Source organism: Escherichia sp. E10V5 (assembly GCF_004212315.1).
Lineage (GTDB): Bacteria > Pseudomonadota > Gammaproteobacteria > Enterobacterales > Enterobacteriaceae > Escherichia.
In genome coordinates, this window is sequence record NZ_RHJM01000009.1 from 367,459 (window position 1) to 389,982 (window position 22,524).

General features: G+C 52.2%; 19 protein-coding genes. All 19 read right to left on the bottom strand.

What is annotated here, in order from left to right:
• Nucleotides 1-192 precede the first annotated feature (192 nt).
• The 19 genes from galF to wzc all read right to left on the bottom strand — a co-directional run bounded on the left by galF (nt 193) and on the right by wzc (nt 22,522).
• Complete coding sequence (gene galF / locus D9738_RS08850; RefSeq protein WP_000183029.1) at nt 193-1,086, bottom strand: UTP--glucose-1-phosphate uridylyltransferase GalF; 894 nt, start codon at nt 1,084-1,086, stop codon at nt 193-195.
• A 174-nt stretch (nt 1,087-1,260) separates the two neighbouring features.
• Nucleotides 1,261-2,655 (bottom strand): colanic acid biosynthesis protein WcaM, encoded by a 1,395-nt coding sequence (gene wcaM, locus D9738_RS08855; RefSeq protein WP_130259998.1) that lies wholly within the window; start codon nt 2,653-2,655, stop codon nt 1,261-1,263.
• Between the two features lie 10 nt (nt 2,656-2,665).
• Nucleotides 2,666-3,886, bottom strand: coding sequence for a colanic acid biosynthesis glycosyltransferase WcaL (gene wcaL / locus D9738_RS08860; RefSeq protein WP_130259999.1), 1,221 nt, complete (start codon nt 3,884-3,886; stop codon nt 2,666-2,668).
• Nucleotides 3,883-5,163: a colanic acid biosynthesis pyruvyl transferase WcaK gene (wcaK, locus tag D9738_RS08865; protein WP_130260000.1), complete on the bottom strand. Its 1,281-nt coding sequence runs from the start codon at nt 5,161-5,163 to the stop codon at nt 3,883-3,885. Before wcaK ends, wcaL begins: the two co-directional genes overlap by 4 nt.
• Nucleotides 5,164-5,342: 179 nt before the next feature.
• Nucleotides 5,343-6,821, bottom strand: a complete 1,479-nt coding sequence (gene wzxC / locus D9738_RS08870; protein WP_130260001.1) for a colanic acid undecaprenyl disphosphate flippase WzxC — start codon at nt 6,819-6,821, stop codon at nt 5,343-5,345.
• Between the two features lies 1 nt (nt 6,822).
• Nucleotides 6,823-8,217 carry an undecaprenyl-phosphate glucose phosphotransferase gene (wcaJ, locus tag D9738_RS08875; protein ID WP_025670468.1) on the bottom strand — a complete coding sequence of 465 codons (1,395 nt, stop codon included), beginning with the start codon at nt 8,215-8,217 and terminating at the stop codon, nt 6,823-6,825.
• Between the two features lie 54 nt (nt 8,218-8,271).
• Nucleotides 8,272-9,642 carry a colanic acid biosynthesis phosphomannomutase CpsG gene (gene cpsG, locus D9738_RS08880; protein WP_130260002.1) on the bottom strand — a complete coding sequence of 457 codons (1,371 nt, stop codon included), beginning with the start codon at nt 9,640-9,642 and terminating at the stop codon, nt 8,272-8,274.
• A gap of 192 nt (nt 9,643-9,834) precedes the next feature.
• Nucleotides 9,835-11,271, bottom strand: a complete 1,437-nt coding sequence (gene cpsB, locus D9738_RS08885; protein ID WP_130260003.1) for a mannose-1-phosphate guanyltransferase — start codon at nt 11,269-11,271, stop codon at nt 9,835-9,837.
• Between the two features lie 2 nt (nt 11,272-11,273).
• Nucleotides 11,274-12,497 (bottom strand): colanic acid biosynthesis fucosyltransferase WcaI, encoded by a 1,224-nt coding sequence (wcaI, locus tag D9738_RS08890; protein WP_130260004.1) that lies wholly within the window; start codon nt 12,495-12,497, stop codon nt 11,274-11,276.
• A complete protein-coding gene (gene gmm / locus D9738_RS08895) occupies nt 12,494-12,973 on the bottom strand; it encodes a GDP-mannose mannosyl hydrolase (RefSeq protein ID WP_130260051.1) in 480 nt (159 codons plus the stop codon). The genes wcaI and gmm overlap by 4 nt, the downstream gene beginning before the upstream one ends.
• Nucleotides 12,974-12,975: 2 nt before the next feature.
• Complete coding sequence (gene fcl, locus D9738_RS08900) at nt 12,976-13,941, bottom strand: GDP-L-fucose synthase (RefSeq protein ID WP_130260005.1); 966 nt, start codon at nt 13,939-13,941, stop codon at nt 12,976-12,978.
• Between the two features lie 2 nt (nt 13,942-13,943).
• Nucleotides 13,944-15,065, bottom strand: coding sequence for a GDP-mannose 4,6-dehydratase (gmd, locus tag D9738_RS08905; protein WP_000048207.1), 1,122 nt, complete (start codon nt 15,063-15,065; stop codon nt 13,944-13,946).
• Between the two features lie 26 nt (nt 15,066-15,091).
• On the bottom strand, nt 15,092-15,640 hold the full coding sequence (gene wcaF, locus D9738_RS08910; protein ID WP_130260006.1) for a colanic acid biosynthesis acetyltransferase WcaF: 549 nt from the start codon (nt 15,638-15,640) through the stop codon (nt 15,092-15,094).
• Nucleotides 15,641-15,655: 15 nt separating this feature from the next.
• Nucleotides 15,656-16,402 carry a colanic acid biosynthesis glycosyltransferase WcaE gene (wcaE, locus tag D9738_RS08915; RefSeq protein ID WP_130260007.1) on the bottom strand — a complete coding sequence of 249 codons (747 nt, stop codon included), beginning with the start codon at nt 16,400-16,402 and terminating at the stop codon, nt 15,656-15,658.
• 125 nt (nt 16,403-16,527) lie between these two features.
• Nucleotides 16,528-17,748, bottom strand: a complete 1,221-nt coding sequence (wcaD, locus tag D9738_RS08920) for a colanic acid polymerase WcaD (protein ID WP_130260008.1) — start codon at nt 17,746-17,748, stop codon at nt 16,528-16,530.
• Nucleotides 17,723-18,940, bottom strand: coding sequence for a colanic acid biosynthesis glycosyltransferase WcaC (wcaC, locus tag D9738_RS08925; protein ID WP_130260009.1), 1,218 nt, complete (start codon nt 18,938-18,940; stop codon nt 17,723-17,725). The genes wcaD and wcaC overlap by 26 nt, the downstream gene beginning before the upstream one ends.
• Nucleotides 18,937-19,425, bottom strand: coding sequence for a colanic acid biosynthesis acetyltransferase WcaB (wcaB, locus tag D9738_RS08930; RefSeq protein ID WP_130260010.1), 489 nt, complete (start codon nt 19,423-19,425; stop codon nt 18,937-18,939). The genes wcaC and wcaB overlap by 4 nt, the downstream gene beginning before the upstream one ends.
• A gap of 2 nt (nt 19,426-19,427) precedes the next feature.
• On the bottom strand, nt 19,428-20,267 hold the full coding sequence (gene wcaA, locus D9738_RS08935) for a colanic acid biosynthesis glycosyltransferase WcaA (protein WP_130260011.1): 840 nt from the start codon (nt 20,265-20,267) through the stop codon (nt 19,428-19,430).
• 92 nt (nt 20,268-20,359) lie between these two features.
• Nucleotides 20,360-22,522 carry a tyrosine-protein kinase Wzc gene (gene wzc, locus D9738_RS08940; RefSeq protein ID WP_130260012.1) on the bottom strand — a complete coding sequence of 721 codons (2,163 nt, stop codon included), beginning with the start codon at nt 22,520-22,522 and terminating at the stop codon, nt 20,360-20,362.
• Nucleotides 22,523-22,524: the final 2 nt, after the last annotated feature.

The following is a 22,524-nucleotide window of genomic DNA, read 5'->3' on the forward strand; positions in this document are numbered from 1 at the left end:
GTCTTACCAAACAGCTGTAGAAACAAGGAAAATCCTGGAAAAATTTGAACTATGATTGCAAGCTAACATACTGTTTTTATTATATTTATAAAAACAACAACGGCAGTGAGATTCAATGAGCAAAACTTATGCTACGAATCTTCACTGCCGTTTTTAATTACTTACTGACCGACACTTCCAGTAAGGAATTTGTTACTCGCTTAACAACTTCTCAATGCCTTTGCGGAACTTAGCGCCTTCCTTCAGGTTACGCAGTCCATACTTCACAAACGCTTGCATATAACCCATTTTCTTACCACAGTCGTAACTGTCCCCAGTCATCAGCATTGCGTCAACTGCTTGTTTTTTTGCCAACTCAGCAATGGCATCAGTCAACTGAATACGTCCCCATGCTCCAGGTTGAGTACGCTCCAGTTCAGGCCAAATATCTGCAGAAAGCACATAGCGACCTACTGCCATGATGTCTGAGTCCAGGGTCTGCGGCTGATCCGGTTTTTCGATAAATTCAACAATGCGGCTAACTTTGCCTTCGCGATCAAGCGGATCTTTGGTCTGGATGACGGAGTATTCAGAGAGATCGCCCGGCATGCGTTTTGCCAGAACCTGGCTGCGGCCAGTTTCGTTAAAGCGCGCAATCATTGCGGCCAGATTGTAACGCAGCGGATCGGCACTGGCGTCGTCGATAACAACATCCGGCAGCACCACGACAAACGGGTTATCGCCAATGGCTGGTCTGGCACACAAAATCGAGTGGCCCAGACCTAAAGGTTCCCCCTGACGCACGTTCATAATGGTCACACCTGGCGGGCAGATAGATTGTACTTCCGCCAGCAGCTGGCGCTTCACGCGCAGTTCAAGGAGAGATTCTAATTCATAAGAGGTATCGAAGTGATTTTCGACTGCGTTCTTGGACGCATGAGTTACCAGGAGGATTTCTTTGATCCCTGCAGCCACAATCTCGTCAACAATGTACTGAATCATTGGCTTGTCGACGATCGGTAGCATCTCTTTAGGAATCGCCTTAGTTGCAGGCAACATATGCATCCCAAGACCCGCTACAGGAATAACTGCTTTTAAATTCGTCATTATTTCATCCACCTGTAAAATGGTTGCTGAATTATAGCTTGTTCGATTTTTTTCGCCAGCATCAATTCCCCTGAATTGATTACTGATTTACTTCCGATGTTACGCCGCTTCGCTCAAGATTGCAGTAGCGTTATTCCTAAGTATGGCTCTATTTTTCCAGGAATGGTCGCAAATCTACCTGCCCCGTTCCGGCAGCTTAAAGTTAATATTTTCCACATTAACGACATGGTGATTAATCCTGTCGATATCGACTGAACTTTGTCCTTTTTCATTCACCGCATGAACATTTACCAGCGACAGTAGCGTCTCGTTCTTTGCCATAAAGACACCACGAACGTCCTTTCGCAGGTCGAAATTCATGGTCAATGCCGGCCCCGCAGTGGATTCTTGCATTACGTTGATATTACGCATAAAAATGTGTTGCGGCTTGTTGTGAAGCTCCAGCGAAGAACGCTTTATTTCAATGTTGGTCAACGCCACGAATGAGACGGCATTCCCTGCGGAAATTTGGATTCCGCGCAATTTCCAGGCAATGTTAGTGTTATCAAGATGAATATTATTCAATCTGAAGTTTTGTGGTATTGAGAGATACTTACCTTTAATGACTCCGTAACCGATTAACATTCCGGCACTCTTTGTCATTTCTATATTGTCAATAACAAAGTTATCACATCCATATATCGCTACCGTGGCGTTATCAATACCCGCTTTCTTGCTGAAAGCTGGCGTAATATTATGAGCCTTGATATTACGAATGATGAAGTGTTTGCCGTTCTCAACATGAATCAGTTGCCGACAATCCGCTCCCGTGATATTCGCCACGACAAAGTTTTTAACCGACTGGTCTTCCGGGTAGTTATTATTGTAAGTACTTCCTGCCAGTCCTATGCCAATACCCCAGTTGATTTTGCCGTTAGTACAGTTGATGCGCTCGATGACATGGTCAGATATCAAAATGTCGCGATCATTGATTGCTACATTCCATTCAATAGCGTCGCCCTGTAAATCGCTGAACTTACAATTGGTGATGTTGGCACCGATAATCTGGTTATGAAATCCCTGGCGTAAAATGGCGTAATTAGCGTGGCTAACAGTCAGGTTATCGATAGTCAGGTTGCGCATGACACGTTTATTTTTGCCGCCGATATAAATCTGCGTTACCGGGCCAAAGCCGCTCATCGCCAACCCTTTAATGGTGCAGTCAGAACCGCGCACATCAAGGGTGATGTTATGCATACGGCCGCCCTCCTCCCCTGTCACCTGGCTGCCGTCCTGTAAGACAAATCGCCCTCTGCCGTTGCCGCGCAGGCTTCCAAGGATGTGTAACGTTTTGCCACGAGGAATGAAGATGCCGGTGTTGATATTGTCACAAACCAATCCGGCAGGCACGACGACCGTTTGCCCTTCGCTGAAAGCCTGTTTAAATGAGGCGATCCAGTCGTGTGGATTGTAGTCGTTGATATTAACGCTTTGTCGGGCAGGAAGTGCACGGGCGAAAGGGGTATGGAGGAAGGCAAGCGCGGAGCTTGCCGTCAGGAAGGTGCGTCGGGAGAGTTTTTTAAATGACATGCGTTCTCCTCTATAAAGCTTGCAACAAGCTGGCGAGTTCTCGGTTAATCACCTGCTGGTTAAAATCGTGTTCGACTTTTTCGCGCGCGCGTTTGACGACCGGAGCCAGTTCGTCGCTGTCCAGTTGGCTAAACGCTGTCAGACGTTGCGCCAGTGCACTGGCATCGTTCTCAGGCACCAACCAGCCGGATTTATCGGCCTCTACCAGTTCCGGAATTCCGCTATGCAGAGTAGAAACCACCGGAATACCGACCGCCATCGCCTCCATTAGCGCCACCGGAATGCCTTCCATATCGCCATCCGCACCCGTTACCGATGGCAGCAGGAAAACATCCGCGTCGTCGAGCATCGCCTTCACTTCGTGGCTCGGTTTAAAACCCGGCATCTCCACCACATCTTCCAGTTGATATTGTTCGATGAGGGTACGCAGCCGTCGTTCCCACGGGCCAATGCCGAGGATGCGATAGCGAAATGCCACGCCCTGCTCTTTCAACTGACGGCAGGCTTCAATCGCCACGTGCAGGCCTTTTTTCTCGGTTAAGCGTGCGACGGAAATGATTTCCAGCGGTGTTGCGGGGGCTTTTACCGGACGCGGGCTAAAGCGCGTCATGTCCACGCCCATGCGCGATACGGCAATTTTTTCCCTTGGGCAGCCCATTTTTTGCAGCCTTCCGGCCCATAGATCGCTTATCGGTAACATCAGGTCGCCACGGCGAAACAGTTGTTGATATTCGGGAGTGTAGTGGTTGAGCACTTCCCGACTGGAGATATCAATGCCATGGAAGATAGTCGCAATTTTGCCACGAATGACACCCAGTTCGCGTAGTTTTGCTGCGGTTACCCCCGCTGGGCCAAAATGAGCGATAAAGACATCGGCATGAAGCGGTGTTGCGACCTGGCCGCAAATAGCAGACAAAATCAGATTCCGCGACTCGGCGCCATAGCGTTTGAGGTTGAGCGCCTGCCAGGTATTTTTACGATGAATGCCGCGTAAGGTCTGGCTGGCGCGGTGGCGCAGTTTCGCTACTTTGCCTTGTGGTTCGTCCTGTAACCAGCGGGTTCTGGCGGCAAGGTTATATTTCGTCCATGCCGAGTGGGTGTTCTGGGTGTCGCCTTTTTGCAGCGCGACAATCTCCACCTCAAATCCCATATCAATAAACGCGGTAATTTGGTTGAGAACGAAGGTTTCCGACGACAGCGGAAATTTCAGTAAAAAGAAGCCGACCTTCATTTCGCCTCCCCGATGCGCTCAAGCACAGATTGCACCACCTGCATTCCTGTCTGACGCTCACGACTGACGGCTTCGCTAAGTCGCGCGTTCAGCGCCGGAAGCTGGCCTAAGGTATCCGCAACCATCGCTTGCAGGCTGCCGTCCAGTAAATGACGGATATCAATTGCCATCTCTGGCAGTCCCAGCTGCTGCATAATCCCGGCGGATTTATGTTCGTAGTTGATGGCAATCGCCGGAGTGGCAAAGTTCATTGAGATAATGGCAGAGTGCAGGCGCGTACCGACGGTGAGTTCACAGGCACCAAGAATTTTGCCCATTTCCAGGTCGTTGAGTTCATCCATCACCACGTGGTAACGAGCAGGATCGCTGATATGCTGGCGCAGATTGAGCGCCACCATGCGGTCGTCTTTGTTATAGCTGTCGATGCCCGTACAGGTGGAGAGCGCAATCACCTGATAGCCTTCGTCGAGAATGCGATTGACCACCCCGGCAAAGGCTTTTTCATACGCTTGCTGAGTGGTGCCGAGACGTTTGTCGAACGGTGCCAGTTCGCGCAGGGTAATTGCCACCGTTTTCTGTTGTGCGGCAACGTCCAGCCAGTGTTGAACAGCATAGCTGGCGGTGAAATCTTCTGTGTGGTGATCGACCAGCCACGCGGTATCGACGCCATGTTCAACTTTTGCGGTAGTGATATTGCTGCGTTTCATCAGTTCAAGACTGACCGATTCGCGCAGGATCAGCGCGTCGCAGTGACCAAAGACGTAGTTCGCCAGTTGGTTAAATTGCTCATCCTGGAATGGACCGACGCTATGACCAATCATAAACAGCGGCTTTTTTGCCATAAACGTGCAAAGTGCGTGTTCAAACTGCGGCACGCCGTAGAGATCGACAAAAAACGATCCGCCGACCTGGATAATGGCGTCGTAACCTGACAGCAGGCGCACGAAGTCGGTGAATCCCTGGGCGATAGCGATATTACGCAGCTTGCCAGTGTCGGTCACACGGGAAAGCAATACCTGATGCTGGTAGCGGCGACGGAGGACTTTTTTAACGCGCCCGACAACGCCCGCCGCGCTGTTGTGTTGTTTCATTTGCAGGAACAGCGGATCGCCCATTACCGGGCGATTGAGCAGCCAGGAAGAACTGACCGGATAGCGGCTCATCACGTCCACTTCGGCGTGTGGATTGAGGATGTTGATGGCATCAAGTAGGCCGCGCAAGATGGCGCTGTCGCCGCGATTGCCGCAAGTGTGGTTGCCCAGAATAAGTAATTTCATTTTTTCCTCATAAATTTGATGCCAGGTGAGGCTGTGTTTGTTGTGTTCGTTGCCGCTTTTTGCCTGATGCAACGCTTGCACGTCTTATCAGGCCTACAGGTCCCTAGCACAGAACCGTAGGACGGATAAGGCGTTTTACGCCGCATCCGGCAACCGTTGCCGGAACTGAAAACAACAATTCACCCCGCCCGTAAAAGCATTTTCATTTTTTCGCTGCGACAAAACTGACGCTTCACTTCCACCACCAGCGGATGGCGCGATAGCACAATCATCACCACAAACGCCAGCACGCCCGTGGCTATTTGCACCGCCAGCAGCATCCCCAGCGCCAGTTGCCCTTTCAGCACAATGCCCAGCACATAACTGACCACCAGCGTCGGCAGCGAGAGATAAAACGGCAGCCACAAACTCAGGATGTACTGGCGATAACTGGAACCAAGAACCGGTTTAATCATCACGAAGTAACTCAGAATGGTGTTGATAATCTGCACCAGCAGGAAGCCAAGCGTGACCCCGATCGCGCCCGCCATTTGCCCACCGATAACAATCGCCGGAATAAACAGAAATGTTTTGAATACGTTGAATTTAAAGCTGATATCGACCCGCGCTTTCGCCATCAGCAGCGAACCAATCGGGTTACCCACGGAGCGCAGAAGCCCCACGACACACAGCAATTGCAGCACCGGAATAATGCTGTTCCACTTATCACCAAAGACCAGCGGTACAAAATTATTCGACACCACCATCAGCCCCAGCAGCGCCGGAAAGTTGATAATCCCCACCACCGACAGCAGCTTGTAGAAGTTAATGCGCAGCTTTTCGGTGTCGTCCTGAATTTTGGCAAACGCCGGAAACAACACGCGGGTAATGATTGGGTTCAGCTTCATCGGCGGCACAACGGCCACGTTGTACGCCAGGTTGTATCCCCCTGCCACGCCCGCGCCAAGAATACGCGCCAGCACCAGCGTCGAAAGGTTGGTGTTGAGATAGTTGATGATGCTGTCCGCCGTCAGCCAGGCCCCAAAGCGTAAGTTCGGTGCCACCGACGCCAGCGAGAAATGCAGACCGGGGCGATAAATTTTGCGACCAAAGTAGCCAAACAGCAGCGTTCTTACCGCACTATTGACCAGATAACCGAGGATCGCGGTCATCGCCAGCGGCCAGAAATGGGCGCTAACCACCGTAAAAGTGAAGCCCGCCAGCACCGCGCTGGTTTCGATCATGCCGATTTTGTTGAACTCCAGCTCCTTCTGCATCAACGCGCGGAACTGCTGCCCGTGGGGGATCACCACAAACGCCAGCGACAATGTTTTAATCAACGGTGCCAGGTCCGGGTTATTCAGCACGTCACCAATGGCATCACTCAACAAAAACACCGCCACGCACACCACGATCCCCAGCCCGACGTTCAGCCAGTACAGCGTGGTGAGTTCCAGGTGGCTGATTTCTTTTCGCTGAATAATCGAGTTAGCGATACCGAAGTCAGAAAGCGTATCTGCCAGCGCGATGATCACCAGCGACACAGTAAGCAAACCGAACTGGTGGTTGTCGATAATCCGCGCCAGCACGGTCATCTGCACCAGCCCGAGGCCGATAATGATCACCGTGGCAATCGCCGACCACTTTGCGCCGCTGATGGTTTTTTCACGTAAGCTCATATCAATATGCCGCTTTGTTAACGAAGCCTTTGAATACCGTCAGGAAAACGATTTTGATATCGAACCAGACGCTCCATTCACGGATGTACTCAAGGTCGAACTCGACGCGTTTTTCCATTTTCTCCAGCGTGTCGGTTTCGCCGCGCCAGCCATTAATCTGCGCCCAGCCAGTAATGCCCGGTTTCACTTTATGGCGCAGCATGTAGCCTTCAATGAGCTGGCGATATTGTTCGTTATGCGCCACCGCGTGCGGACGTGGACCCACAATCGACATCCCCCCGGTCAGCACATTGATAAACTGCGGCAATTCGTCCAGCGAGGTGCGACGCAGAAAGTTCCCCACTTTGGTGACGCGCGGATCGTTCTGCGTCGCCTGAGTCACCACTTTGTCGTTCTCCATCACTTTCATGGAACGGAACTTCCACACTTTGATCGGTTTGCCATCCATGCCGTAGCGAGTCTGGCGGAAAATAACCGGCCCCGGTGAACTGAGTTTCACCGCCAGCGCAATGCAGCACAGCACCGGGGAGATCAGCAGCAGGATCAGCGTTGCCAGCACAATGTCTTCCGCACGTTTTAGCAGGCGGTTAACTCCGGAAAGCGGCGTGTCATATAGCGGCACCACCGGTACGCCGTTCATCTCTTCGATACGGGAATGAAGAATATTGAAGGTAAAAACATCAGGGATCAGCAGCACCGAACAGGTGGTATCCGCCAGTTGATGGACCAGTTTTTTCACGCGCGCGCCGTCGCACATTTGCATCGCAATATAGACGTTATGAATCTTGCCCGCTTTCGCATCCTCGACCAGCTGTTGCAGATTGCCCGCCCAGTCGTTAGAAACGCCGCCTGGTTTCGGGTCGTGGTATACGCCCACCACTTCAAACCCTAACCACGGCTGATTACGGAAGCTCTCCATCAGCATTTGTCCGGCGGCTAAATCCCCCGCCACCGCGACCATGCGCTTGTTATAGCCATGGTTACGCAGCCAGCCCGCCCCAATGCGAATACACGAACGGCAAACCACCAGTCCGATACTTGTCAGCGCATACCACGCCAGCCAGATTTTCAGTTGCGTGTCGAAATCATTATTGAACGCCACCAGTCCGGCGCTGAAAATCACGCTTAAGGTCCAGTTTTGTAGCAACAGGGCAAATTCTGTCGCTGCCCGAACACCGCGCCATGAGCGATAAAAATCGGTGATGCCGCCCAGCATCTGGAACACCACCAGCGTAATCAGTGCCACCAACAGGTGCATGTAGAGGAATGACAGTCCGCTGACTTCGCAAACCAGCCATAGTCCGGCAAACATGATGGTGATATCTGAAAAGCGTTGCACCATAGAGATTAACGATGCATTGGTTTTCGCTCGCTCGCGCTTTTTTAGATTTGTCATCGTTGTTCCTGTTATTAGCCCCTTACCCGCAATGGGGTAAGGGAAGATCCGACATTACTCGTTCAGCAACGTCAGCAGAGTTCGCGTTCGCGCTTCCATCAGCGGCACATCACCGCGCGATTCCACATTCAGGCGCACCACCGGTTCGGTGTTGGAAGAGCGCAGGTTAAAGCGCCAGTCGGCAAAGATCATGCTGATGCCATCGGTACGATCCACTGCCAGCGCCTCACGGCTAAAGTGCTGTTCGACGCGGTTAATCGCCTCAACGGGTTGCGCCAGTTTGCTGTTGATCTCACCGCTTGCCGGAAACGCAGCCATCCGGTCGCGCACCAGTTCGCCCAGCGTTTTCTCTTTCAGGCACACCAGTTCGGCGACCAGCAGCCACGGGATCATGCCGCTGTCGCAGTAAGCAAAATCACGGAAGTAGTGGTGGGCGCTCATTTCGCCACCGTAGATGGCGTCTTCCTTGCGCATACGTTCTTTAATAAAGGCGTGTCCGGTTTTCGACATCACCGGCGTGCCGCCTGCGGCAGTCACCACATCAACGGTGTTCCAGGAAAGACGGGGATCGTGGATGATCTTCGCGCCGGGATTTTTTTCGAGGAACGCTTCTGCCAGCAGGCCGACAATGTAGTAGCCCTCGATAAACTGCCCTTTTTCGTCAAACAGGAAACAGCGGTCAAAATCGCCATCAAAAGCAATGCCCATATCTGCGCCGTGTTTAATGACTGCATTGCGAGTGTCGTCGCGGCATTCCGGCAGCAGCGGGTTAGGAATACCGTTGGGGAAATTGCCGTCCGGCGTGTTGTGCACTTTGATTAATTCCACAGGCGCGCCGAGGGCTTTAAAGCGGGCTTCAATGGCGTCCACCACCGGACCCGCTGCGCCATTCCCGGAGTTAATCACCAGCTTGAGCGGCGTGAGGTTTTTGACGTTGATATAACCGAACAGGTGATCAACGTAAGCGTCACGCAGATTGATTTGCTGATAGCGACCGCGTTTGGTTTCATCGACGGGAGGAAAGTCGTTAGCTTCTGCCAGGCGCTGGACATCGCGCAGTCCGGTATCACCGCTGATCGGGCGAGCCCCTTCGCGCACCAGTTTCATGCCGTTGTAATCCATCGGATTATGGCTGGCAGTAACTTCGATGCCGCCATCCACACCGAGATGGAACGTGGCGAAATAGATCTCTTCGGTGCCGGACATGCCAATATCCAGCACATCGACGCCCGCATCCTGTAAACCTTTTGCCAGCGCCAGTTTTAAGGTTTCGCTGGTGAGGCGGATATCACCGCCTAAAACAATGGTTTTCGGTTTAAGAAATTCGCCATAGGCACGACCAATGCGCCAGGCAATATCTTCATTCAGTTCTTCGCCTAATTTTCCGCGAATATCATAGGCTTTAAAGCAGGTTAATTTTTTCATGTCGTTACCCTTTTTCAGGCAATAGTTGGCCCTGACCGAAGCGGCCAATTTTGTTTTTGTCGTTATTTACATCGTGGTTTCGCATTCATTGCCTGATGCGACGCTACCGCGTCTTATCAGGCCTACAAATCCGAGCCGTAGGTCGGATAAGGCGCTTACGCCGCATCCGACAAACTGCGCCTGATGCGACGTTTACACCCGTCCGTAGCGATCCGCGAAGCGCACCACATCATCCTCTTCGAGATAAGAGCCGGAGCGCACTTCAATTAAATCGAGCGGAATTTTCCCCGGGTTTTCCAGGCAGTGCGTCGCCCCCAGCGGAATATAAATGGACTCGTTTTCACCAAGCAGTTTGATATCACCGTTGATGGTGACTTTTGCCGTTCCCGCGACCACGACCCAGTGTTCCGCGCGGTGATGGTGCATCTGTACCGACAAGCCCTCACCCGGTTTCACGGTGATGCGTTTCACCTGGTAGCGATCGCCCGCGTCGATAGAGTCATATTTACCCCACGGGCGATACACTTCGCGATGCACCCGATGCTCATGGCGACCATCGGCTTTGATCTGCTCGACCACTTTTTTCACATCCTGCACCGCATTACGGTCGGCAATCAGCACCGCATCTTTGGTCTGTACTACCACCAAATCTTTCACCCCGACGGTGGTGACCAGGCCAGATTCGGCATACACATAGCTGTTTTCAGTTTTGTGATTAATCACATCGCCGTGGCAAACATTGCCTTCCGCAGTGTGAGCGCTGATCTCCCATAAAGAGGACCAGGAACCGACATCGCTCCAGCCCGCATCCATCGGCACCACAACGGCGTCTGCCGTGCGTTCCATGACCGCGTAATCCACCGACTCTTCCGGACAAGCGAGAAACGCCTCTTCATCCACACGAATAAAATCGAGATCCGGATCGACGGCGCTCATCGCTTTTTCACAAGCATCGAGAATATCTGGGCGATACTTTTTCAGTTCTTCGAGATAGCGTCCGGCACGGAACAGGAACATGCCGCTGTTCCAGTAATATTCGCCGCTTGCCACATAGGCCTGCGCGGTTTCCAGATTCGGTTTTTCGACAAACTGCGCCACTGCAAAGGCCACCGTATCCTGCTCACCCGCCGACACTTCACCGCGACGAATATAGCCATATCCGGTTTCTGGTAGATCCGGCACAATGCCGAAAGTCACCAGTTTGCCCGCTTCGGCATACGGCATGGCGTTACGCACGGCGGCGCGAAAAGCATCTTCATCGGCAATCACATGATCCGCCGCCAGCACCAGCATTAATGGGTCGCTCTCCGGGCTATGACGTTTTGCCGCCAGTGCTGCCAGCGCAATGGCTGGTGCAGTGTTTCGCCCTGCCGGTTCGAGAATAATGTTCTCGGTGAGTTTGTTCAGTTGACGTAGCTGTTCCGCGACAATAAAGCGGTGCTGCTCATTGCAAATCACCACCGGGCTTTCGCACTCCACGCCGTTCAGGCGGCAGATAGTGGTTTGCAGCATGGTGAGATCGCCTTTCAGGCATAAAAACTGCTTGGGGTAAAGTACGCGGGAAAGCGGCCATAAGCGGCTACCGGAGCCACCAGCCATCACAACTGGATAGAGTTTCGACTGCGCCATAATTATCCCCGAATATCATTTATAAATTGACGTAACACGTTCTCTTTATCGAGCGTGCGTTCGGCATATTCACGTGCCACCGTGTTGTGTTTGGGCAGCAGGAGCGCCTGACGAATCCCCGCCACCAGCGCCTCGACCGATTCCGGTTCTACGCAAACCGCGATCCCCGGAAAGGTTTTGCAAAGCTGCCCCAGTTCTGTGTGGGCTTCTGCGGTAATCACCGCGTTACCGCCTACCGCCAGAATATTGGTCAGTTTCGACGGCAATACGGCATCTGCCGCGCCGCGTTTTTGCACCACCAGATGGCAATCGCCCATCTTCAGCAGTGCGGGTAAAACGTCATACGATTGCAGCGGGAAAAATTGCATGTTGCGCAGTCCACGCTGCTGCGCCATTTTTTCCAGCCGCGCTTTGCCGCCGCCCTGCCCGACAATGGCAAAAATCAGCGGTTCATCGCGCAGGCGATCGGCAGCTTCAATAACGTTTTCCAGCCCCTGCTTTTCCCCAATATTGCCGGAGTAAAGAATGATTGATTTGTTATCCGGCAGGCCAAGTTGGTTACGAAGGGCATCAACATCGGCGTCTGCAACATGTTGAAAACGGGCGATTTCCGACCAGTTGGGGAAGAAGATGACGTTTTCCGCCGCCACGCCTTTTTCGATGGCTTTATTCATCATCGAACGCGAAATCGTGGAGACGTTATCAACGTGATGCAGTCCGCTACGTTCGAAGGCCGTCGCCAGCTGTGCCACTTTGCCGCCTTTGCCTTTTCCGGCAAGGCCCAGCCCCAGCATGGCGTCCACTTCGTAATCCTGAATATGCAGCACGGTACGCGCACCAGAGAGTTTCGCCAGCAGGCGCATTCCCGGCGTGCAAAACAGCGTTGGCACCACGCCAATAATGCGATCCGGCTTCCAGCGACGTTGCGCCATCAGCGGAAAGAAACTGCTGACGGCAAAACTGCCGAGATGCAACAGGCGTTTCAGGGTGCTCGGCTGTTTTGGCACGTACAGCGGGCAGCGCCACACCGTGGCGGCCCCCTCTTCTCGTTTGTACCACCAGGCGGAATAGTTCTCGCCCACCTGCCATTGCGGGTAGTAAGGCGGTGCGGTAATGACCCGCACCTCATGACCTTGTGCCGCCAGCCAGTCCACCATCTCGCCGGTGTATTTGCCGATACCGGTTAACTCCGGCGAGTAGTTAATGCCGTAGACCAGTATTTTCATAAGCCGGATACTCCGGCACGCTTCTCAGCGAGAAAATAGGCGCGGCTGTTAGCGTGAACTTCGTCACTGGCCAGCAGCGCATCCGGCGTCAGCCAGCGGTAATCGTCATGCTGCTCATCCGGCAGTAACAGCTCTTCTTCCGCGACTCTGAAGCGAAAACCGAGCACCACATAGTGAGTGGTGAAATCCGTGCCGGAGAAGTTATCGTCATAAAAGTGCTGCCAGACACCGTAAAACTGGCCTGCTGTTATCGGCAGACGCAGCCCCAGTTCCGCCATCGTCAGCCGCTCAAATGCGGCTTCCAGCGTTTCGTCTTTCTGCACGCGCCCTCCCGGCACAAACCAGTAACCCTGCGCCGGGCGGTTGGTTCTTTTGCCAAGCAGAAACTCGCCGCGACTGTTCTCGACGATGAAGTCGAGAGAGACAAGCGGAGTGGAGCGCACTACCGTGGCAAAGTCTTCCTGACGTAAAAACATCATTACCCCCGAAAGCGGTCTTGATTCTCAAGGAACCACTGGTAAGTGCTGGCAAGCCCCGCTTCCAGTGAGATTTCGTGATACCAGCCAAGCTGATGCAGGCGGGTCACATCCAGCAGTTTGCGCGGCGTGCCATCCGGTTTACTGGCATCAAAAACCACCCGACCTTTGTAACCCACCACTTTGGCGATGGTTTGTGCCAGCTCGCGGATAGTGCAGTCAACGCCCGTGCCGACGTTAATGTGCGACAGCATCGGCTGGGTGTTCTCCAGCCAGACTTCGTGCGCCAGCTCCATCACATGAATGCTTGCCGCCGCCATATCATCGACGTGCAGAAATTCGCGCATCGGTGTACCGCTGCCCCACACCACCACGTCCGGCGCATTCTGTGCCGTCGCCTCGTGGAAGCGACGCAGCAATGCAGGGATCACGTGCGAGTTACTCGGGTGGAAGTTGTCGTGCGGCCCGTACAGGTTGGTCGGCATGACTGAGCGGTAATCGCGTCCATACTGGCGGTTGTAAGATTCGCACAGTTTGATCCCGGCGATTTTGGCAATGGCATAAGGCTCGTTGGTCGGCTCCAGCGTGCCCTGTAACAGCTCGCTTTCTGCCATCGGCTGTTTTGCCAATTTCGGGTAGATACAGGACGATCCGAGAAACAGCAGTTTGTTCACGTCGTTCTGATGCGCGGCGTGAATGATGTTGCTCTCAATCATCATGTTCTGGTAGATGAAATCCGCCGGATACGTGTTATTGGCAACAATACCGCCCACTTTCGCCGCTGCCAGATAAACCTGGTCAATGCGCTCGCTGGCAAAGAAATCATGCACCGCGCAGCTGTCCAGCAGGTTCAGTTCGTCGCGGGTGCGTAATACCAGCTCCACATCACCGCGCTGTTCGAGCTGACGCTTGATGGCGGAACCGACCATCCCGCGATGACCAGCGATAAAAATGCGTTGTTTACTCATGCTTATGACTCCAGCGCGATCGCCACGTCGTAGCCGTGAGATTTCAGCAGAGAATGTTTTTTCGCCGCTTCGAGATCATTAGCCACCATTTCAGACACCATCTCTCTGAGAGTGATTTCCGGTTTCCAGCCCAGTTTTTCATGCGCTTTGGTCGGGTCGCCGAGCAGCGTTTCAACTTCAGCCGGACGGAAGTAGCGCGGGTCAACGGCGATAATTACATCACCCGGTTTAACGCCCGGCGCGTCATGCCCGGTGACGGAAACCACAATGCCCTTTTCTTCAACGCCCGTGCCTTCAAAGCGCAGTTTGATGCCCAGCTGTGCTGCCGCCATTTCCACGAACTGACGCACGGAGTACTGAACGCCGGTAGCAATAACGAAATCTTCCGGTTGTTCCTGTTGCAGCATCATCCACTGCATTTTTACGTAGTCTTTAGCATGGCCCCAGTCACGCAGGGAATCCATATTGCCGAGGTACAGGCACGACTCCAGCCCCTGGGCGATGTTGGCGATTGCGCGGGTGATTTTGCGGGTAACGAAGGTTTCGCCGCGGCGCGGGGATTCATGGTTGAAGAGAATACCGTTGCAGGCGTACATGCCGTAGGATTCGCGGTAGTTAACGGTGATCCAGTAGGCATACAGTTTGGCGACCGCATACGGAGATCGCGGGTAGAACGGCGTGGTTTCTTTCTGCGGAATTTCCTGCACCAGACCGTACAGTTCAGAGGTGGAAGCCTGATAGAAACGGGTTTTCTTTTCCAGACCGAGGAAGCGGATCGCCTCCAGCAGGCGCAGCGTACCCATCGCATCAACGTCTGCGGTATATTCCGGTGACTCAAAAGAAACCGCAACGTGGCTCATTGCGCCCAGGTTGTACACTTCATCCGGCTGCACTTCACGCAAAATGCGCGTCAGGTTGGAGGTATCACTCAGGTCGCCATAATGCAGATGGAATTTCGGGTTGCAGGTGTGCGGATCCTGATAAATGTGATCCACGCGCTCGGTGTTGAATGACGATGCACGACGCTTAATACCATGCACCTCGTAACCTTTTTCCAGCAGAAGCTCTGCCAGGTAAGAACCGTCTTGTCCGGTTACACCGGTGATGAGAGCGACTTTTGACATGTCTTATTCCTCTGTATTTTTTGAATTTATTCAGTTTCAACGCGTTCGCGTATCACCACTGCGGGATTCCCCCGGCAAACCACATTTGCCGGAAGCGATTTAAAAACACTGCTTCGCGCACCCACGACGGTGCCGTCGCCGATCGTGACGCCAGGCGCGACAAAGACATCTGTCGCCAGCCAGCATTTCTCGCCAATCACAATAGGCGTGGCGTTAATGGTGAAATGTCGACTTGCGTGGTCATGGCTACCGGTGCACAAATAACTTTTTTGTGAAATCACTGAATGTGCACCAATGGTTATTTCGCCGAGGGTATATAAATTGACGTCATCGCCGACCCACGCGTAATCACCTAAGGTTAATTTCCACGGATAGGTAATTTTTACTGACGGACGAATAACTACGTTTTTTCCTATTTTTGCGCCGAATAAACGTAATAAAAATGCCCGCCAGCGATACAATACTTGTGGCGACCAGGCAAATATTGTCGCCTGTACTGCCCACCACAATTGCACTTTAATAGCGTTGCCGCCCCGGAACCCTTTCGGCACCGAGAAACCGCTTAAATCTTGCATTGTTTTCCCTTATATTCAGCTTTTGTTATATAAGGCTTTCGTCTTTGAGGTAGTACGTTGGCGTAAATGCCAGGATAATTCTGCCCAGAAGCCAGGCACATGTAATATTTGTCGTTGGACTTTTTTCGCATCGGCACACAATTCCATATTATTGGTGGTAGATACCCCACCCATGGAAAATTCAGACACCAGGCCATTGAGTTTTTTAAATGCATAACCAGCTTTATACATTTTGGCCGCCAGCGCGTAATCGGAAGAAACTTTATATTCCAGGTCATAACGCCATTTTTTCAAGCCTGATACCGGGAAAAATATCGCCTGATGACTGGCGGGCAAGCTGTGATAAATATACCAACCCGGTTTGGCGCTACGTTTAATTTTATGTCCGTCGCCAAAATCCAGCAGCGCATCGCCGGTGATCATCACGTTATCTTTTTGCATTTTTAACTTACGGACAAAATGTGCGGCATCCTGATGGAAAATATCGCCCGAGTTGAGAAACAACGCGAACTTGCCTTGCGCCATTTCTATGCCTTTGTTCATAGCGTCATAGATACCGTTATCTGACTCGCTGACAAAGCGTAGGTTATAGATACCATTGAGATTTTGCAGATACTCACGGGTACCGTCGTTGGAACCGCCATCGACAACAATCCATTCGAAGCTGATATCGTCCGCCTGCGCCAGATGCGCCAGCGAGGCATGTGTTTTGACTATCCCTTCGAGGTTACGAAACGCGACAGTGATTATGCTAAGCAACATGTTTTACCTCGTTATCCCCGTCATACTTCAAGCTGCATGTGCGTTGGTTTTCCTCGCTCACCCCAGTCACGTACTCGTGTACGCTCCTGGGGATTCGCTGCGTTACCAACTTCCTGCAACTCGAATTATTTAGGGTGTATATTTAACGCTTTTCGCAAAATAAACGGACAGACGATTAAAAATGCATATTCCGGGCTAAATATCGATCCGGTAAAAAACAGCGATACCGGAGTAAAAAGATATAATTGCACGCGAAAATTGCGGTTATCACCAAAAGCGTTGATCATCATTTTCATTACTTTCCCCATGTACCACAGCGATAAAAACACTGCGAACCAGGAAAAATAAATAATCAGCAGATACAAACCATTGTCTATGGTTTTTCCAACATCCGCACCGTTAAATATTCCGAATGATGCGACATATTCATAAAGTGAGCCAAATCTGACTACACCGTCAATATGGGTCAAAGAATAACCGACCATCACCAGCGGACCGACAATACGATAATATGATGACGATCCTTCTGTGCCCAAATCTCCCAGACGGGTGGAAATATAAGGAAACGCGATTACCACACCAACCAGGAATACAGCCAGAGAAATCAATGCTAACGGTAACTTTTTCTTAATCGCCTCTTTATTCAGATATTGAAATGCCCACTCCAGCAAATAAAACAGGATAAAGGTCATAACCCCTGAAAACGATCCAGATAATATTATTCCTGCGAGAATCATAGCATCGGTTTTAGGCGTTTTGATACCAAACTGTTTGATGCTGAGCCAAATTGAGATTAATGCCAGAGCGAAAAATGCCGGTTCGAAATAAAGTGCTGTCGTGCGCTTGCCGCCGAATTTAATGAAATTCAGTACATAGCTGTTGCTGTAAATCAGATATTTCGAAATCGACTCCATAATACTGCTGCCGCCGGTGAGGATAATTTGCGCCATCTCCACCGCCGCCAGCGCCACCACCAGCCCGACCACCAGATAAAAGAAACGCAATATCTTGCGATGGTTGTGTGGCGAAATTGTTTTAAAACGAATACTCCACACCATACCAATAATGATCACAATATAGACAAACAGCATGGTTGAAGTGACGTATTTACTGGCATCCAACGACTGACCAAACAGGTAGTTAAACGCCGTGAGTCCCGCACCAATCCCCAGGGCAATCATCAATTTTTTAACGCTGATGCGCTCTAAAAACAGCAGTAACAAGACAGGTAAAAAAGTGACGATGGTGATGGGGAAACTTTCGCCAAGCTGGGCGATTTTGACGTTAACCAGCAGGTAAATCAGCGGCAGCAGCAGGTAGCTACAGATTCTGATAGACGTTGACATACTCCTCCAGCATCTGTTGTCCACTGTAGGCAGCGCGGCTGCGTTGGCTGAACCCGGCCAGCGTGGTACAAAATATCGCCTGCGCGATTTCCGGTTTGCTTAACTGCACCAGTTGCAGCACGTCTTCTTCGCTAACGGTTTTACCGCCGGATTTTTGCAGCACTTCCCGCGCCGCGTCGCTATGGGTAGCGATTACAGGCACACCAATCGAAAGCGCCTCACACAAAATCAGCGGGTAGTTATCGACGCGAGAACTGAACACCAGCGCATCCATCTGATTGAGCGCGCTCATTAACTTACGTTTGTCGGTTTCAAAGCCGTGATTGACCACGTTACCAGCGGTGAACGGCGAGAACTTACCGAAGGTATGCAGTTCGATTTTGTTGCCCAGCGCCATCATCTCGCGCACCAGTCGCTGGTTAGTTTTGCCGTCGTAACGCAGGTCATGCGCCACCACCGCGATTTTTGGCTTACCCTGAGTTTCGCGCACCGGAGGCAGATCCGCCAGAATCGCCTCGGTTGCCATATCAATGCCATTATTGATAATCCGACAACGCCCTGGACCGTACAGGCTATTGAAAGCATCAGCCACATGCTGGCTGGGGGAAATAAACTGACAGCCCAGTGCCAGCATCTCACGGAATAACCGGCGTTTGCCCGCCACCAGCTGGTGCGCGCGATCAATCTTCACCGGCGGATAGTTATTTAAGGTCGGGCATTTCTGGCAGCCCGTTTTCCAGCCTTCGCAACCGTCGGTAAAGGCGCAGCGCCCGGTAACACTCCAGTGGTCGTGCAGCGTCCAGACCAGAGTGACGTCCGGCTTATGGTTTTTCACCTTTTCGCAAAAGCGCACCACGCTGTTAAGATTCAACCAGTAGCTGTGCAGCACATGAAAATGCAGGACCACCGGCCCCGATGTGCGGGTAATGGTGCGATATAACTCATTGAAATTGCCAAACAGATCGCGATTAAACAGACGAAACAGGGCAATGTTCGCCATCGCGGTCATCCGCGGCGTATGTTTGATTACCTGCGGATAGTTTTGATGGCTGACGCTCTCTTTGCCGCCTTTGCCGTAGCCGTAGACAAAATGTGACGCCAGCCCCTGTTGCAGCGCGCGCTGGTGGAGATCTAACGCCACACCTGCCGCCCCGCCTTCCGCCAGTCGCACATTAAATTGCAGAATATTCATTTAATTACCTTCACTCGCGCTTTTTCTCCCACCACCAGCGCGTTGTCCGGGACAGAGTCGAGCACCACGCTGCCCGCACCCACGGTGACGTTGTTACCAAGCGTGATATCACCAAGAATAATGACGTTGGCACCGAGCTCGACGCCGTTGCCAATGTGTGGACATGCCATGTTATTGGCACCCCGATTGCCGATAGTGACGCCGTGGCGAATGGTGAAATCATCCCCCGCTACCACGTTTTTATTGATCACTACGGCGTAACCGTGATGGATAGTAAAGCGGCGGCCAATGGTTGCGGCAGCCTGGATTTCATAACCGAAAAAGCATTCGGTGATAATGCGATACAGCACCAGCAACGGGACCGCCCACAGATTGTTGAGGACGTTCTTTTTGCGCCACACCGAACAAAAATGAGCGACGCGATAGGCAAGAACCATGCAGCACGGGCGTAAACTCCAGCTGTTGGCGCGCAGATCTTCCAGCATCCTTAACGCCCCCGAATACCATCAGCCAGACGTTTGCCATTCCGCACCGACAGCAGTGTCAGCAAAGTGCGCCAGGTCATACGTTTATTGCGGATCTGGTAGAGGGTAAACAGCTGGTATTTTTTGCTGGCACGGTCGAATTTGTCTTTGTGCTTGCGGTAAAAGTGGAAGTATCCGGAGAATTTTTTCGGTGACGAGGTGATCTGCATTTCGCCGTGATTGATATGCAGGATCTGCGTCGCCTCTTCCACTTTCCACGGTTCGCCGTACTCCACCACCATCCGCAGGAAGATGTCGTAATCCTGTGCCGCTTTCAGTTCGGTATCGAACAAACACTCTTTGAAACGCCATGCCCAAGTAAAAACCTGATTGCCAATGATATTGCGTTTGTAAAACAGGCGGCGTGAATACGGCGATTTGGGATACAGCGGTAAGCTTGCCGGTTGGGAATAGACTTCGCCCTGGCAAACGTAGTCGTTAGCGTACAAAAAGGCGTGAGTGGCCAGTTGCTGTTTATGGGCGAGGAAGACGCTCAGGCGGTTGGGTGTCCATTCATCATCATCATCGATCCCGGTGATGTATTCCCCTTGCGCCAGCATAATCGCCTGGTTACGTACCGCGCACGCCCCGCTGTTAATGTCGTTGTGGATGTAAGTGATACGCGGATCGTTGAGGGCGGTGACGTACTGTTGCAGCTGTTCCCAGGAGGTGGAGCAATCATCCACGATGATCATCTCCCAGTTGTTGTAGTCCTGGCGCAGGACCGATTTTATCGCCCGAATCGCCAGTTGTTGGCGGTTCCAGGTCGGCATATAGATTGAGATCAGCGGATTGTCTTTCATAGTTTGTTCTCCCGGCTTATGAGCTGGTTTGCTTGCCGGATGCGGCGTGAACGCCTTATCCGGCCTACGGGGCGGTGCGAATGCAGGTGTCGTTATTTCGCGTCCGACTTATATTCGTATTCGTAATAGCCATAATCCTGATACGCGCTGGCGCGGCGGAAGATGGAGTTCAGAATCACCCCTTTCACCGGAATACCGTTTTGCTCAAAGCGGCTCAGACTGGTTTCCACTTCTTTCAAGGTGTTGACCGCATAACGCGCCACCATCAACGTGGTTCCGACATGACGCCCGACAATTGCCGCATCGGTCACTGCCAGAATCGGCGGCGTATCAATCAACACCAGGTCGTAGTTTTTACTCGCCCAGTTCACCAGTTCGGCAAAGCGTTCGCTCATCAACAGTTCAGAAGGATTTGGCGGCACCTGACCGCGCGGGATCAGGTCAAATTTGGCAATAGAGGTCGGTTTTGCAGCGGTAGTAATATCGCCCTGACCAATCAGAATTTCAGACAGGCCATTAACGTTATTGGTGCCCAACAGCTCGTGGGTGTAGCCTTTGCGCATATCGCAGTCGATCAACAACACCCGTTTATTGGTCTGGCTGATCACCGCCGCCAGGTTGGCGCAGACAAAGGTTTTACCGATTGACGGGCTAACCCCGGTCATCATCAACACATTGTTCTGCGCCTGCATCATCGCGAAGTGCAAACTGGTACGCAGACTGCGGATGGCTTCAATCGCCAGATCGGTTGGATTCCCCACCGCCAGTAGCTGGCTCTGTTTATAGCGTTTAATCCCTTTGATGGTTTTGACGCTATCGCGCGCTTTTTGCCATTCCGACAGCGGGATGCTGGCATAGACGCTGATACCGTGCTCTTCCAGCACCTGCGGGCTTTCGATACCGCGATTAAACAACGAGCGCAGCAGTACACCCACGATAGAGAGCATCAGGCCAAGGATAATCGCGCCGAGGATAATCAGCCCTTTCTTCGGTTTCAGCACGCCAGGCTGGGTGATTGCCGGGTCAACAATGCGCACATCGCCGACGGTGCTGGCTTCGGTGATTTTCAGCTCCTGCTCTTTATTCAGCAGTTGCATATAGACCTGCTGACCAGACTCGACATCGCGGGTCAGACGGACAATTTCCTGCTGGGTTTTCGGCATCGCCGTTACGCGACCGTTAAGTTTGGCCTTTTCATCTTCCAGCGCCTGACGTTTCTCCAGCAGCGTGCGATACGCCGGGTGAACTTTGGTGAACAGCTTGGAGATTTCCGCTTCTTTAAAGGTCAGTTCGTTCAACTGCGCGTCGATGTTCACCATCGAATCGAGCACCGCTTTCGCTTCCAGCGGCAGATCAACAGAATCTTTATCCTGACGGAAGGCATTCAGTTTGTTTTCGGCAACATCGAGGCGGCTACGTACTTCCGGTAACTGTTGCGCGAGGAAAGCGAGGCTTTTCGACGCTTCCGCCGATTTGCGCTCAATATTTTGTTCCTGATAGTTACGGGCGATGCTGTTAAGAATGTCGCGGATCTGTTCGCGATCTTCACCGGTATAAGTCAGGCTCAGTACGCCTGCGTCTTTGCCGTTCTCCGTTACCGTCAGGCTGTTTTGCAGTTGATTGATCATCCCCAGCGTGGAGTATTTGGTGACGGTAAACTCACTGCCCGGGCTGGCGTGAATAGCTTCAACCATCAGCGTGACGCCTTCTTTTGTCAGCATCTGGCCCGCTTGCCCACGGGCGCTAAAGCCGCCATCGCTGCTCAGAGTGTAGTTTTTATCGTCCAGCACATTAAGCGTAAACACCTGATCCGCCATCTCTTTCGGACGGTTAAAGGTAGTCACTTTCACCGTCTCGTTCTGACGACCCATCAGGCGATCCCAGCCCGCACCGAAAATCGGGAACGTGTTTTTGCTCACCGCAATATCGAGGTCGAGATCGTCCACCGTTTTACCAAGCACCAGACGCGAACGAATCAACTGGATCTCGGCATCCGATGCTGGCGGTTTGTTAGCTAATGCCGAGCCGATATCCTGCACCAGCGAATTGCCACCGCTTTGCTCGATTTGTACCAGTGCGTCGGCGCTATAAATCGGCGTAGCGAAGAAGGTGTAAACCACGGCACAGAGGGCGAATACGGCGGTGATGCCAATCACCCACCAGCGCGCTTCAATGACGGTGCCGACCAGGCGACCGATATCGATTTCATCACTGCCCGTTACCGGAGCGGCATGTTGTTTTACTTTTTCTGTCATTC